The 15,018-nt window shown below is 43.9% G+C and carries 15 protein-coding genes; 11 read left to right on the forward strand and 4 right to left on the reverse strand.

All coding sequences use genetic code 11. The features are described 5' to 3' along the window. The first annotated feature begins 34 nt into the window (after positions 1-34). The 3 genes from treR to BK139_RS24045 all read left to right on the forward strand — a co-directional run bounded on the left by treR (position 35) and on the right by BK139_RS24045 (position 1,568). Complete coding sequence (gene treR, locus BK139_RS14760; RefSeq protein ID WP_175609131.1) at positions 35-760, forward strand: trehalose operon repressor; 726 nt, start codon at positions 35-37, stop codon at positions 758-760. Positions 761-835: 75 nt separating this feature from the next. Further along, on the forward strand, positions 836-1,351 hold the full coding sequence (locus BK139_RS14765; protein WP_076260176.1) for a type 1 glutamine amidotransferase domain-containing protein: 516 nt from the start codon (positions 836-838) through the stop codon (positions 1,349-1,351). Positions 1,352-1,397: 46 nt separating this feature from the next. Next, positions 1,398-1,568 (forward strand): hypothetical protein, encoded by a 171-nt coding sequence (locus BK139_RS24045; protein WP_175609132.1) that lies wholly within the window; start codon positions 1,398-1,400, stop codon positions 1,566-1,568. Between the two features lie 105 nt (positions 1,569-1,673). On the opposite strand, the gene BK139_RS14770 is transcribed toward BK139_RS24045, so the two are convergent. Next, on the reverse strand, positions 1,674-1,904 hold the full coding sequence (locus tag BK139_RS14770; protein WP_035326433.1) for a DUF1128 domain-containing protein: 231 nt from the start codon (positions 1,902-1,904) through the stop codon (positions 1,674-1,676). A 250-nt stretch (positions 1,905-2,154) separates the two neighbouring features. Here BK139_RS14770 and BK139_RS14775 point away from each other — a divergent pair, with 250 nt between their 5' ends. Next, positions 2,155-2,535 carry a YtxH domain-containing protein gene (locus BK139_RS14775; RefSeq protein ID WP_076260179.1) on the forward strand — a complete coding sequence of 127 codons (381 nt, stop codon included), beginning with the start codon at positions 2,155-2,157 and terminating at the stop codon, positions 2,533-2,535. 19 nt (positions 2,536-2,554) lie between these two features. Further along, positions 2,555-3,379: a YihY/virulence factor BrkB family protein gene (locus BK139_RS14780; RefSeq protein ID WP_076260182.1), complete on the forward strand. Its 825-nt coding sequence runs from the start codon at positions 2,555-2,557 to the stop codon at positions 3,377-3,379. Positions 3,380-3,602: 223 nt separating this feature from the next. Here BK139_RS14780 and BK139_RS14785 read toward each other — a convergent pair whose 3' ends face one another. Then, positions 3,603-5,525, reverse strand: coding sequence for a heavy metal translocating P-type ATPase (locus BK139_RS14785; RefSeq protein ID WP_076260184.1), 1,923 nt, complete (start codon positions 5,523-5,525; stop codon positions 3,603-3,605). A 213-nt stretch (positions 5,526-5,738) separates the two neighbouring features. After that, a complete protein-coding gene (locus BK139_RS14790) occupies positions 5,739-6,917 on the reverse strand; it encodes an MFS transporter (RefSeq protein ID WP_076260185.1) in 1,179 nt (392 codons plus the stop codon). 160 nt (positions 6,918-7,077) lie between these two features. Between BK139_RS14790 and BK139_RS14795 the strand changes: the two genes are divergently transcribed. From BK139_RS14795 to BK139_RS14810, 4 genes are all read left to right on the forward strand, one after another. Further along, positions 7,078-7,461: an OsmC family protein gene (locus BK139_RS14795; RefSeq protein ID WP_076260187.1), complete on the forward strand. Its 384-nt coding sequence runs from the start codon at positions 7,078-7,080 to the stop codon at positions 7,459-7,461. 134 nt (positions 7,462-7,595) lie between these two features. Next, entirely contained in the window at positions 7,596-8,738 is a 1,143-nt protein-coding gene (locus BK139_RS14800) for an acyl-CoA dehydrogenase family protein (RefSeq protein WP_076260190.1), read from the forward strand. Positions 8,739-8,916: 178 nt separating this feature from the next. Beyond that, positions 8,917-9,978: a calcium/proton exchanger gene (gene cax, locus BK139_RS14805; protein ID WP_076260193.1), complete on the forward strand. Its 1,062-nt coding sequence runs from the start codon at positions 8,917-8,919 to the stop codon at positions 9,976-9,978. Positions 9,979-10,387: 409 nt separating this feature from the next. Then, entirely contained in the window at positions 10,388-11,209 is an 822-nt protein-coding gene (locus BK139_RS14810) for a YfkD famly protein (RefSeq protein WP_076260196.1), read from the forward strand. Positions 11,210-11,248: 39 nt separating this feature from the next. Here the strand turns inward: BK139_RS14810 and yfkAB are convergent, their stop codons facing one another. Then, a complete protein-coding gene (gene yfkAB / locus BK139_RS14815) occupies positions 11,249-12,364 on the reverse strand; it encodes a radical SAM/CxCxxxxC motif protein YfkAB (RefSeq protein WP_076260198.1) in 1,116 nt (371 codons plus the stop codon). Positions 12,365-12,535: 171 nt separating this feature from the next. Here yfkAB and BK139_RS14820 point away from each other — a divergent pair, with 171 nt between their 5' ends. Both BK139_RS14820 and ggt read left to right on the forward strand, forming a co-directional pair. Beyond that, positions 12,536-13,165 (forward strand): hypothetical protein, encoded by a 630-nt coding sequence (locus tag BK139_RS14820; RefSeq protein WP_076260200.1) that lies wholly within the window; start codon positions 12,536-12,538, stop codon positions 13,163-13,165. A gap of 138 nt (positions 13,166-13,303) precedes the next feature. Continuing rightward, on the forward strand, positions 13,304-15,010 hold the full coding sequence (gene ggt, locus BK139_RS14825) for a gamma-glutamyltransferase (RefSeq protein WP_076260203.1): 1,707 nt from the start codon (positions 13,304-13,306) through the stop codon (positions 15,008-15,010). The last annotated feature ends 8 nt before the right edge of the window (positions 15,011-15,018 follow it).

The raw sequence follows: 15,018 nt of genomic DNA on the forward strand, positions 1-15,018 counted from the left end.
GAATGGTGTTAACTTGACTGAAATGGTGATTGAAATGAGAAATAATAAATATTTAGTGATTTATGAGGAGCTTGCCCAGCAAATCCAGGAAGGCAAGTATCCCGCCAGATCCATTCTGCCATCTGAACATGAATTGACGGAGATGTATTCCACTTCAAGGGAAACCATCCGCAAAGCATTGAATTTGCTTGCACAAAACGGTTTTATTCAGAAAATCCGCGGAAAAGGCTCGATGGTCCTTGATTTGAAAAAGCTGCAGTTTCCCATATCGGGTCTGGTCAGCTTTAAAGAGCTGGCCGGGAAGATGGGGCAGCGTGCTGAAACGATTGTGGACGAATTTTCGCTTATTCAGCCTGACGCAGAAAAGATGAAGCATCTCCATATTGATAAAGATGAAAAGGTCTGGAAAGTCTATCGGGTCCGGAAAATTGAAGATGAGCGGATTATTTTGGACAAGGACTTTTTAATTGAGAAATATGTCCCCGGCTTAACGAAGGACATATGCCAGAGCTCTATTTTTGCCTACATTGAGGGCGATCTCGGCAAAAAAATAAGCTTTGCCAAAAAGGAGTTTACAGTGGAAGAACCGACCGCTGAAGACCGCAGGCTTCTGGATATGGAAGGGTTCCATGCCATTGTCGTGGTGAAAAATTATATTTATTTTGATGATGCCACCCTTTTTCAGTACACAGAATCCAGGCACAGGCCGGACAAGTTCAGGTTTGTTGATTTTGCGAGAAGAATGGACAGCGGGGTGTAACATGCTTTTTACGTTTAAGATTGTTCATTCAGGGAAATCTCCTTATGTGAAGATTTTTAAAAGGAGATGGTATAGATGAGTAAAAAAATCGCATGCTTAATTACCGAGATGTTCGAGGATAGTGAATACACGGAACCTGCAAAAGGCTTCAAAGAAGCAGGTCATGAAGTAGTTACAATTGAAAAGGAACAAGGCAAATCCGTTAAAGGCAAACAGGGTGAAGCCACTGTTCAAATAGATCAGAGCATTGATAACGTAAATCCGCAGGACTTTGATGCACTGTTCCTGCCAGGCGGATTCTCACCGGATCAGCTTCGTGCCGATGATCGATTCGTCCAATTTGCGAAATCATTCATGGACGATAAGAAACCAGTCTTCGCGATCTGCCACGGACCACAGCTGCTGCTGACAGCGAAGACTCTAGAAGGCCGCGACGCAACGGGCTACAAATCCATCCAGGTTGACATGGAATACGCAGGAGCCAAATTCCAGGACTCAGAAGTCGTCGTCTGCCAAAACCAGCTCGTCACAAGCCGCCAGCCGGAAGACATCCCGGCATTCACACGCGAATCGCTTAAATTGTTAGGATAATGAAATGGACAGCCCTCTGCCTGATTTGGCAGGGGGTTTTTAATGTTTGATTAATGTATTACTTTCAGGGATTATCCATCCGGGCTTTGATATTGGAAAATTCCTTATTAATACCGTGCTGATTGGAGCGGAGGGGCCTCGATCCTCGAAAATGCTGACGCATTTTCTTCGTGCGGTGTTCAATCAGGGAAGCTTATTCAATGTCCTACGGGAGTAGCGAACCAGGGGAGGTCCCGCAGCGGAAATCAGCACCCTAGCTCAACAGCTGCAAATTCAGTCATATACATAAACAAAAAGCAGCCCTCAAAAGGCTGCTCCCATATTATTTATTCTTCCTCAAATTCCCAAGCTCCTCAACCAAAGCCTGCATTTCATTCGGACTAAAAGAATCCTTTTTCATAACAAGATCATAAATATCCTTCAATTCCTCATACATTTCCTCATCAAAATGTGAAGGCTTAATAGCACCTAAATTCAAAACCTTCAGCTTCTCCTTAATAGCCTCAATCATAAACTCCACATTCTCAACCGATTTCTCCGATAAATTATTCATTACAGACACCCTCTCATAGCTATGTATTAGGACGAACACACTTTTCTTATCATCTTTCCACGATATCAGCAAAATGTCAACTTAAATTAGGCTTGCATGTACCATGGAAATTAGTAGAAAATAAAGGAGAAGTTTGGACAAAATACATATAATAATACAGGAAAAGGACGAGTCAGGTTTCGTTAAAAGTAAAATAGGGAAAAATTGAATAAAATTTTCATATTATAATTTTACTAAAGGAGAATAAAATATGGGGAAATCATTGTTTTGGAAAGGTGTACTATATGGAGCACTTGCAGGCGGTGCGCTAAGTCTTCTTGACAAATCCACAAGGGAAACCGTTTTTGACAATTGCCGGAAAACGTCCAGCAATGTCGGCTATTACTTAAGACACCCAAGTGAAGCAGTGAATCAGGTGAAGGATGTTTCCAACAAGGTCAAAACCGCTATTGACCAGGTTAGTGAAGACGTCGCTTTTATTACTGGCACAGTGGAAGAAATAAGAGAAATGGCACCTGAAGTAACACAGATTGTTCAGAATACAAAGCAGGCCTTTTCAGATATTAAGCTGAAGGGATCAGGCGAACTGCCGGAACAACCGGCTGACGATTCGGTTCAGATTCCGCATTAATAACAAGTGAGGTGTTGGAATGGGACGAACTTTTTCGGCTCTGATTCCAAACTTATGGAAAAGAATAGAAGAAGATGACGTATTTGGACTTGCTGCCCAATTGGCGTATTTCTTTCTTCTCTCTCTTTTTCCTCTGCTGATTTTCCTGGTCACGCTCGTTCCCTATTTGCCGATCACGCAGCAGGATATCTTAAATGTTGTCCGTGATTTTGCGCCGGGAGAGACCATGAAGCTCATTGAAACCAATATCTATGAAATTACGCAGCGAAATGGAAAGCTGCTTTCCTTCGGGATCATCGCGACGCTCTGGTCGGCTTCAAATGGAATAAATGCCGTGGTGAAGGCTTTTAATAAGGCGTATGACGTAAAGGAAACCCGTCATTTTATTCTTGCACGCGGAATGGCGATTCTGCTGACGTTTGCGATGATTTTTGTGTTTGTAATGGCTCTGCTTCTTCCTGTTTTCGGAAGACAGATTGGCTTGTTTATTTCTTCGGAATTTGGTTTGTCAGGCCAATTTCTGGCGATATGGAATATGGTGCGCTGGTTAGTGAGCCCTTTCATCCTTTTTATGGTGTTTACAGGGTTATACTGGATTGCCCCCAATAAAAAATTAACCTGTATAAGCGCTGTGCCAGGTGCCATTTTCGCCACAGTCGGCTGGGTGCTGTCCTCGCTTGCTTTTTCATACTATGTCAGCAGCTTTGGCAATTTCTCCGCGACATATGGAAGCATTGGGGCCATAATCGTCCTTATGATCTGGTTTTACATATCCGGCATTATCATCATTCTGGGCGGGGAAATAAATGCCATCTATTCGAAGATCAATAAAGAGGATTGCTGATAAAAGTTTCCTTCTTAAAAAGTCCCTCTCCGTTACACACTAGTAATGGGGGAAAATGAATACATTGGAGGGGACCGATATGACAAAGCACACGAAAAAAGACGGCGGCACTAAGCAAAAAGGCAAAAACAAACCAAAACAAAAAACATCCGGTTCTGCTAACGGGCAGAACGGTTACCACTAAACATAAAAAAGCCTGGGAATCTGAATTCCCAGGCTTTCCTTATGATCTTAGCAGCCTCAGACTGTTTAAAATAACCAAAATGGTTGACCCTTCATGGCCGATTACACCATATGGAAGGTCAAGCAGCTGCAGGAAGTTGGATGCAATCAAAAACATAATCACCGTGATGGAGAAGATGACATTTTGTTTGATGATGGTATTCATGCGTCTTGAAAGTTCGATGGCTTCCGCGATTTTTGGCAGGTCATTTTTCATTAAAACCACATCAGCCGTTTCAAGCGCTACATCCGTTCCTTCGCCCATGGCGATTCCGACATTGGCGGTGGCCAGGGCAGGGGCATCGTTAATTCCGTCGCCGACCATCGCGACATTGCTGTATGTTTCCTTCAGCTTTTTCAAATGCTCCACTTTGTTTTCAGGCAGGCATTCGGCAATATGTTCATTGACATGGCTTTCGCCCGCAATTGCTGCCGCTGTTGTCTGGCTGTCTCCTGTCAGCATGATCGTGTAGATTCCCTGTTTCTTTAAAAGGTCAATGGCCTGTTTGGTTTCCTCCCGGACAACATCCTTCAGGGAAAGGAGGCCGATGATTTCATCGTTTTTCTGGACAAATACAACCGTCTTTCCTTCACTTGCCATGCGGTCGGCAGCTCCGTCTGCAAATGCCACGGCCTCTGTTTTACCGACAAAAGAGGCTTTGCCGATTTTCCATTCATCATGATCAACCTTCGCTTTTACCCCGAACCCGGTAACATCTTCAATGCTCTCAGGGTGGATAAGGGACTCTGAAAGTGTGCTCTTGGCATATTTGACAATGGCATTAGCCAGCGGGTGGTTTGAATGACTTTCAATGGATGCGACCTTTAGAAGCAGTTCTTCCCTGGAAAGCCCATCCTTGACTACAACATCGGTCACTTCCGGTTTTCCTTTTGTCAGTGTGCCGGTTTTGTCAAAGGCAATCGCCTTAAGATGGCTCAGGTTTTCGAGGTGCACACCGCCTTTAAAAAGGATGCCGTGTCTCGCTCCATTTGAGATGGCTGACAAAGTCGCAGGCATGATCGATGCGACCAGGGCACAAGGTGATGCTACAACAAGAAGGATCATGGCCCGGTAAAAGGTTTCAGTCCAGCTCCATCCTAAAAGAAAGTGTGGAGCAAACATCATCAGAACAACTACAGCCAAAACAATTTTGACATAGGTGCCTTCAAACTTTTCAATGAAAAGCTGTGAAGGGGATTTCTCGCTTTGAGCTGATTGCACAAGCTCAATAATTTTTTGAAAAAGGGTTTCGTTATTCGGTTTTGTGATTTCAACCGTAATCGATCCGTTCAGATTCACAGTACCGGCAAATACCTGGTCATCCGCGCCTTTGGAAACAGGAAGGGATTCACCTGTGATGGCTGCTTCGTCCAGGGATGAATGGCCTTTTACAATTGTTCCATCAGAGGGAACCCGCTCACCCGGCTTTACCAGGATAAAATCCCCGATTTCAAGCTCTGAAACATGGACATGCTCCTCGGAACCGTCTGTGATCCTCAGGGCTTCTTCAGGTTGCAGCTCCATAAGAGAAGAAATTTCCTTATGGCTTTTGTTCATGGTGTAGGTTTCCAATGCACCGCTGACTGCGAAAATAAATATCAGGATGGCGCCTTCTGTCCAATAGCCGATAATGGCTGAGCCGATTGCAGCGAAGATCATCAGCATTTCAACATTCAATTCTTTATTCTCAATGGTTTCTTCGATGCCTTCTTTCGCTTTCGCAAAACCGCCGATTACGAAAGCCAGCAGGTAAGCGGCAATCGATGGTGATTCCATTCCGCTTCGGTCCAGCAGCCAGCCTGTCAGAATCAATACACCGCTAAGAAGTGCGGCGATTAATTCAGCATGGGGTTTGATTTTTTCTAAAAGACTTTCTTCAGATCGATTGCTGCTTTTAAGCAGAGCCTTTGCCTCCATACTCATCGTTTGTCCTCCTAAAATGGTATTATTGTTTTTCAGTTGTCTTATTGAGAAGAATAATCACATTCAATACCCCTAAAAAACGACGAAAGCTGCCACCAGATAGGTGACAGCGTTAAAATCAGTAATGCAGCTTGCACTATGCAATTATGGTAATCTATTACACTTATATTACTATATAACCTATGAAAAGAAAAGCTAAACAGTTACGTGAAATTAAAATGACTGGCTTTTCTCCAATACCTGTTCTTTGTTCCCGAATAAGGTGACGGCACCAAATATAATCAGCAGCATCACACTGATAATATTGAAAAAGCTGATGGTCTTGAATAAATCAATGAAAAGGCCGCCGAAGTAGGGGCCAATCAGGCTTCCAATGCTGAAGGCTACGCCGCAAAGCAGGTTGCCTGTTGGAAGCAGGTTCTTTGGCATTAAGTCTGCCATATAGGTGATCCCAAGTGAGAAGGTTGATCCAACGGCCATGCCTGCAATGAATAGGCAAATGGTCAGCGCTAGCACGATTTCCTCGAGCAGGCTTGCTGCGACAAAGCTGATAAACCCGATAAAAAGAACACTCATTAAAACATGGCGCCTTCCGAATTTATCACTCATGATGCCTAAAGGAAGCTGGAATATGATGCCCCCGATCGCAAATGAAGTCAGCAGCAGGGAAACACTTGAAACTTCGAGCCCGATGCGCAGGCCATAGATGGGAAAGCTGCCGTTCAATGAAGCTTCTAGAAATCCGTAGCCTAATGCCGGTAGGAAGGCAACCCAGCCATATTTTGATGCTTTTGAAAAACGTTTCATTGTTTCTCTGAATGAGTTAATTTCTATGGACTGATCAGGGAAATCATTTTTTAAAGAGAATAAAAACAGCCAGGCAATCAGACAAAGAATAGAAGAAATGATAAACGGCATGGTTTCATTGATTTTAACAAGCGGTGCCATTAATGGACCCGCAGCAAATCCCACTCCGAAGAAAAGTCCGTACAGGGAGATATTCCGGCCGCGCTTATTTTCCGGAGAAAAGGATGTGATCCATGTCTGCGTTCCGAAATGCAGGGCATGGTCGCCGATGCCGATAAGAAGCCGCAGTATGAACCAGAACCAAAACGATTTCCACAGCGGAAAAAGCATGAGAGATACAACAACTAATAACCCTCCAAGGATAATGACCGGCTTGTAGCCGTATTTTCGCAATGGATATTCCATAAAAGGTGAAATTAAAAGGATACCAATATATAAACCAGTTGCATTTAAACCATTCAAACTGGAGGATATACCGTCATTCTCAAAGATAATGGCAATTAACGGCAGGAGCATTCCCTGGCTGAAGCCGGAAATGGCCACAATGCTGATGAGAATCCAAAAACGCATTGTTTCTTTATTCATAAAAAAACCTCTTTTTCTGACGTGAAGTATTAATGTCTCCTAAATGATGGTATCGGGAATAAGTTATCTTGGCAAGAGTAAGTTTATGGTCATAATAGTTTTGTTCAAAAGCAAAATAGTGTAATCTCTACTAATAATAAGATAAAAAGGGGCGATTACCATGGAATTTAAAATGAAGGAAGAAGCAGGCTTTTATGCCGATTTGCCATTCGGGCGTCTGGAGGTTTCCGGGGATGAAGAGTATGGCTTCAGGCCGTACCAGCTGCTTGTCGCTTCGCTGGCTGTTTGCAGCGGCGGTGTTCTCAGAAAAATCATGAAAAAAATGCGCATGGAATTCGAGGATATCCAAATAAAAACCAGTGTAGAAAGAAATCCTGAAATCGCTGACCGTGTGGAAAAGGTGCAAATCCACTTCATTATTAAAGGAACGAATTTAAATGAGGCGAAACTCCACAAGGCATTGGAATTGACCAGAAAGAATTGTTCAATGGTGCGCTCAGTGGAAGATAGCATTGAAATAGAAGAGACATTTGAACTTATTTAACATGCGGACGGGAAAGGGGATGCCTCTTTCCTGTTTTTTAATACAAGCGTACTTTTGTGAAAGGCGGGAGAATAATAGTATAATAATTCCTATAAAAATAATAAGAATTTGAAGTGGAAACGAGGTGCCCCACATTGAAATTTCAAGACTTAAAAGCCGCCGAGGAAAGAATCATGCTCATGGAAGAGCTCTCACACAATTTTTTATCAAGAGCCGCTAAAAATGATGAAGAAGGCCTTTTTCCGTTTGAAAATATGAAAGAACTAAAAGAATCCGGCTACACCTCCTTGACCGTCCCTAAGCGATACGGGGGAAAAGAAATCTCCCTTTCTGAATTTCTGCACCTCCAGGAAAAGATAGCGGAAGGTGATGGATCCACCGCCCTGTCCATTGGCTGGCATATGGGAATTATCAAAAGCCTTGGAGAGAAGAACAACTGGGATGAAGCTGTATTTAAGAAGCTGTGTGAAGATGTCAAAAAGGGTGCCCTAATGAATAACTGTGCAACAGAACCGCAGACGGGCAGCCCTACAAGGGGAGGCAAGCCTGTTACCTCTGCACGAAAAGAGGGGGATTCATGGATCATTAATGGCCGGAAAAGCTTCACAACCATGGCTCCTGTGCTGGATTATTTTAATGTGAGCGCAACGATTGAAGAAAGCGGAGAAATAGGAAACTTCCTTATTCCGGGAAATTCCGCTGGTCTGGAGATTGAGGAAACATGGGACAGCATTGCTATGAGAGGAACTGGAAGCCATGATCTTCTTTTAAAAAATGTAAGAGTGAAGGAGGATGCGCTTGTTGAGCTGTTTCAGCCCGGCAAAAAAGGCGCGGCAGGCTGGCTTCTCCACATTCCGGCCTGTTATTTGGGTATTGCACAGGCTGCACAGGATTATGCGATTAGGTTTGCGAAAGATTACTCCCCGAACAGCATAAAGGGTGCCATCATTGATTTGCCCAATGTTCAGCAAAAAATTGGCGAGATGGAATTTGAACTCATGAGAGCACGCCATTTCCTTTATTCAGTTGCAGATAAATGGGATGAAGCAGACGATGAAACGAGAAGCGGGATGCAGCCTGAATTGGGAGCGGTCAAGCTGGCTGTAACGAACGCGGCCATTACAGTAGTCGATTTGGCCATGCGGGTGGCAGGTGCCCGCAGTTTATCGGCAAAAAACCCGCTGCAGCGCTATTACAGGGATGTACGTGCCGGGCTGCATAACCCGCCAATGGATGATATGACAATTCAGGCATTAGCAAAAAATGCGATAAAGTAACGAAGAAAGCTGCTGTTTTAAACGGCAGCTTTTTATATGCCATCCGCGGCAAGTTTGAGTTCTTCCAAAATTGGCTAAAGAGAAAGTACGTTTTACATAAACTCTCTGCATATAATCACATAGGCAGGAATGTGCAGGCAATACTAAAAAAAATTATAAAACGTAAGGAGCTAAAGATATGACAAATAAAGTGTTCATGGTATTGGCTTTTGCGGGTGTTCCGCTGTCTGTCATTGGAACATTGATGCACTGGTCCAATATATTGCTGTTTGTGATTTACTGCATCACGATTATCGCATTGGCCAGCTACATGGGAAGGGCGACAGAAAGCCTTGCCGTAGTAGCGGGTCCCCGAATTGGAGGGTTACTGAATGCCACCTTTGGAAATGCGGTTGAACTGATTATATCCATTTTCGCGTTAAAGGCCGGCCTGATCAGTGTCGTGCTTGCATCACTGACTGGATCTGTTTTGGGGAATTTGCTGTTAGTAGCAGGACTGTCATTTTTCGTTGGAGGAGTAAAATACAAGACCCAGTCTTTTAATGTCTTTGATGCACGCCACAATTCAGGACTTCTGATGTTTGCGGTCATTGTGGCTTTTGTAATCCCTGAGGTTTTTTCCATGACTATGGATGAAGCTGAAACGATTACGTTCAGCATCGGCATTTCTGTCATATTAATCGCTCTGTATTTAGCGGCTTTGTTCTTCAAACTAGTCACCCACCGGGGTGTCTATCAATCAAAAGAAGAAGGCAAAAGCTCTCATGAGGAGGAAACCCCGGAATGGAGCAAAGGGAAGGCCATTGCGGTACTTGCCATTTCGACCATTGCCGTTGCCTATGTATCGGAGAATCTGGTACACACCTTTGAAACAGTCGGAGAAGCGTTTGGCTGGACAGAGCTGTTTATAGGGGTAGTGATTGTGGCCATCGTTGGAAATGCGGCAGAGCATGCTTCTGCCATCATTATGGCTTATAAAAATAAAATGGACATTGCTGTTGAAATTGCTGTTGGTTCCACACTTCAGGTGGCGATGTTTGTAGCGCCAGTTCTCGTACTGCTTTCGCTGCTGTTCCCAACAGCCATGCCGCTTGTTTTTACATTGCCTGAGCTGATTGCCATGGTGACGGCTGTCCTGCTGATGATTGTCATCGGCAATGACGGGGAAACCAACTGGTTTGAAGGAGCCACTCTGCTGGCAGCTTACGTGATCATGGGAATCGGATTTTATCTTTTATAGCACATAGAAAACCGGCTCTGAAAATTCTCAGGGCCGGTTATTTATATGGGTATTTAAGTACTTTTCTTAAAGGATTATGTTTTTTCAGAGAATAGTTCTGTTCGCTTTCTGTCATTGATCACCAACCTTCATGCTGATTTTTGATCATTAACCTGACTTGCAGATGACTTAACAAAAAAACGATTCTCCTCCTTTTACATAGTAGTGGGGTTAATTTCCACTGCCCTCCTTTAATTTAGTAATCTCATTATAAACCTTTATTTGATATTTGTAAATATTCTGATTTTTACAATTGTGTTACAAAATAATCGAAACAAAGCTTATTTTGCATGGGAGGGATAATATCCCCTTTCTCCGAAAAAACTAATATCAACCTAAAAAGATTGTGACTTGAAAGGAGAAAGACACCATGAAAAAATACGTAAGCATTCTTTTTTTAGGTCTTATACTATTGCTGTCATTCCATCCGGCCGCAGAAGCGCAGAAAGGGGCTGAGAAGCCGGCAAAACAGCCAGCGAAAGCAATCACTATCCCAAATTCGGTGCTGAATATAACGAAGGAAAATACGTATCCGAACCCTGCGCAGGATATGCCGACACTGCAGCCGAGCGAATTAACCCAGCAGCTCATTGATTCATCGAAGGTTACGATCGAAAATCCGGATCTCATCCGGATGCTGAATGAAACCTCTGTCAGCAGCACTCCATTCGCGCTTGGCTATAGAGCGATCATCTATCTCGGACAGTGGCCGCTAAATTATGAGTCTGCCGAAACTTCCCCTAATTGGGAATATCAGCGGATAAACACGAATTATTTCGATAACCGGGGCGGCAAAGCGCCTTACCAGATTCATTATGTGCAGGAAGCCCAGAAGGTTGTCCGCGGGGGTCTGACTGCCAAGGTTCCCAATGCCGAGGATGTTAAAAAGATGATGCTCCTCAAAGCCATGGAGAAGTCAGGTCTGCCACTTGCTTTTGAAACGATTATAGGCGCGGGCACAAAAAAGGATCACATCTATAATATTCCGCCTAAAAGATTAGGCTATCTATACGGCTATGCTCCTGCCATCAACGAAAAGGGGAAAGTCACGTATGGAGAAGTGTATTTGATGCTGAAAGGCAGCAAAAAAATGATCGTCATTAAAAATGTCACTTCACAGGGAATAGGTGCCTGGATTCCGATCCAGGATCATGTGACATTCGGGTTTGTTGTTTCGGAAAGGCCGAGGTAAAAAAATCAGCCAGCCCAATATCCGGGCTGGCTGATTTTTTTAGATGTTCGAGCGCCTCGTCTTAAAGTTGGTTTCTTTATAATAGCTGTTTCTCACAAGAACGTTAGGGCCAAGGCATTTAACACCGGCACAATGACAGTTCAGTGAATCGGCAAGCTCCGTTCTGCTCCACTTATGATAAATATCCTCAAGCTGATCGGTCTGGATATTCCCAAGCGGCGGTGTATCGCCAAAATCAGTGACAATGACATCGCCCGTGAAAATATTAACATTAAGACGTGATCTTCCGTCAGGGTCATTTCGGACCGTCACATTTCTGGAAGCGTGCAGTCTTCTCAGCAGCTCCAGGTCTTCCTTCTGACTGCTGCAGGCATAAAAGGGCAGGGTGCCAAACAGCATCCAGGTATCCTCATTCCGGACATCGAGAAGATGATGGATGGCTGATCTCATTTCTTCAAGAGTTAATGTTTCTAATGAGGAGGCGAAGTCTGAGGGGTACATAGGATGCACCTCATGGCGCTGACAGTTCATTTCTTCCGTAATCTGTTTATGGATATTCTCAAGATAAGGCAATGTCCGTTTATTAAGCATGGTTTCAGCGGAAACCATTACCCCGGCTTTTACGAGCTCCCTGCTGTTTTCAATCATCCTGTAAAAAAGGCGCTGGCGCTGCTCTATTGTCGGCTTTCGTTCCATCATTGCAAAGCCGCCTTCAATAAAGTCCTCCTCTGTTCCCCAGTTATGAGATATATGAAGGACATCCAAATAAGGAATAATTTTTTCATAACGGGCTAACTCAAGCGTCAGATTTGAATTAATCTGTGTTCTGACCCCTCTGTCGTGTGCATAGCGCAGCAGCGGCGCAACATAGTTTTCAACCGATTTTTTGGAAAGCATCGGCTCCCCGCCTGTTATGCTCAGTGATCTTAAAAGGGGAATTTCTTCCAGCCTTTTGAGAAGCAGATCGATTGGCAGTGCGTCAGGATCCTTCGGCTGAAGGGTATAGCCGACAGCGCAGTGTTCGCAACGCATATTGCATAAGACTGTTGTGGTAAATTCAATATTTGAAAGCACCATTTTTCCGTGCTGATCGATGTCGGAATAAGCTTCCCATGGATCATATTCCGGTGTGATGGGTGAAAGTTGTGTTTTCATATGTATCTCCTTAAAAAATCTAAGTCCTTTGTCATTATTTAATCTTTGGGATCTATTGTCAATCGATAGTTAGTACTAAAAATAACATAATAACGTTTAATTTCTCCTCCTGCGGGAATTAACTCAATATCAAACGAGTAACACTTTTAAACCAAAGAGGAGGAAATGAACATGGAACAGAATAACACTTATAATACGACAAACTCAACAACTGCTTTGAGGTCTGATTACGGTCAGAATATGGACATGAATTATGACAATGGACAAAACAGCAAGCTGATGAAAGGGATTGTGATTGGCGGTATTATTGGCGGTGCCTTAGCTATGCTTGATACCTCTACAAGAACGAAAGTAAAAACGAAAGCAATGGATCTTAAGGATTCTTCTGCAAATCTCATTTCAGAAGTAAGGGAGAATCCCGGTGATGTAAAGGAAAATATGATTAACCAGTTCAAGAGTGCTTCCAATACCCTGAAAGATGCCATTAAAGACGCACAGAGTTTATATCAGCGCGTCAATGAAGATGTTTTCGGTAACATGGATGTGGTAAAGGAAGTGTCAACCGACGCTATGTCAACAGCCAAGGATGCGAAAAGCGAGCTGGCTGATATCGGTTCAAAAGTGAAAGAGGCTGGCTCGGAATTAATGGAAAGCCCTGTTGAAAACAGTGGAACTTCCACAGGCTCGAACTATCAAGGTTCAGGCGCAGTGAGCAGCACAAATACGGCTTTTCCGGCAGAGCGCGGTGAAAGTGCAGTTACCTACAGCCCTGAGACTCAAAAAAACAGCAATAACCTTTAATAGATGATATGAAAATCCTCTGCTCTTATGAGTGGAGGGTTTTTTATTGGGTTTTTTTCCTTATGATGGTTGTTTTATAAATACACGGCGGGGGTAACCCTTAGTTATAGGTACAGGACAATTTTTGGAGGTTACATTATGGGTTATAGACGAGGGAAATCATTATCAAACGATATGGAAAAGCAATCACACGAAAGAGAAACAGCTGTTGGTACTGTGGGGATGGTCGTCAGTCCTCATTCAGTTGCCACAGATATCGGTGAAAAAATATTGCGGGAGGGCGGCAATGCAGTAGATGCTGCAGCAGCCATTCAATTTGCTCTTAATGTCGTAGAACCAATGATGACAGGTATTGGCGGAAGCGGATTTTTAATGGTATACGACAATAAAAAGAAAGATGTAAAAATATATGATGGCCACACGCGGGCGCCAAAAGGCGTGCATCCGGAAATGTTTCTCGATGACAGCGGGGAAGTAATCGATTTTCGCAAACGCTCTACTCATGGGTCAGCGGTGGGCATTCCGGGTATCTTAAAGGCTTTTGATACAGCTCTTGAGGAACACGGCTCCAAGCCGTTAGCCGATCTGATCCAGCCGGCAATCGAAGCTGCTGAGAGCGGTGTGGAAGTGAACTGGGTACTGGAGGAAGCACTTCAGAACTTTCATTACAGACTTGGTGAAGAGGCTAAAGCTTTCTATTTTCCTGAAGGAAAAACTCTGAAGGAGGGCGACAGGTTAGTTAAGGATCATTTAGCCCAGACATTCCGGATCCTGCAAAAAGAAGGCATTTCTTCTTTTTACGAGGGGGAGATCGCAGAAGCAATAATAAAGAGTCTTAAAGAAGAAGGCGGCTTTATGACGCTTGAGGACCTGAAGAATTACCGTCTTACGATTGATGAAGCGATATGGGGCGAGTATAAAGGCTATAAGATTGCTTCGTCCGCACCACCGAGTGCAGGCGGAGTAACCGTCATTCAAATACTGAAAATCCTGGAGAAGTTTGATCTAAGCCAATATGATCCAAAGTCCTGGGAGAAGTATTATCTGATTACAGAAGCCATGCGCTTGGCGTTTGCTGACAAAGTTGCCTATTCAGGTGATCCGGAATTTTCAGATCTCCCGATTGAAGGGCTGCTTCACGATGATTATATTGCTGAAAGGGTCAAATTCATTAATTTTAAAAGAAGAAATGATGCCATCGATTTTGGGAACCCATGGAAATACCAGGAGGGCGAACCAAAGCAGATTATCCGCCAGCCGGATGATTTAGAGAAAAGTGAAACGACCCATTTCACGGTTGTCGACCAATGGGGCAATATTGCTGCATGTACATCAACCGTTGAGCACCCATTTGGGTCAGGTATTATGGTAAAGGGCTACGGATTTTTATTAAACAATGAGCTGACAGACTTTGATGCCAACCCTGGCGGCATCAATGAACCAAAACCGGATAAAAGGCCGGTCAGCTGTAAAAGCCCGACGATTCTGTTTAAAGATGATCAGCCTGTCCTGACACTCGGTTCTCCAGGCGGACCGACCATTATCGGCTCGGTTTTCCAGACGATCGTGAATGTTATTGATCATAACATGAATTTAAAGGAAGCGATTGAAGAGCCCCGGATTTTTGCCACAACAGGTCCGCTTATTGAATGGGAACCGGGCATCAGCATGGAATCCAAGGGAGAAATGGAGTCCATGGGGTACGAATTTGGAGATAAGCCAAGCCGGATTGGAAATGTTCAGGCCATCCAGATCGACCGGGAGAAAGGCCGTTTATTTGGAGCGGCTGACTCCAGCCGTGAAGGAAAGGCAGCCGGAATTACTGAGGAGCAAATAAAGAGCTGATGCCGTTT

Origin of the sequence: Paenibacillus sp. FSL R5-0490, from assembly GCF_001956215.1 — a bacterium.
GTDB lineage: Bacteria > Bacillota > Bacilli > Bacillales > Cytobacillaceae > Cytobacillus.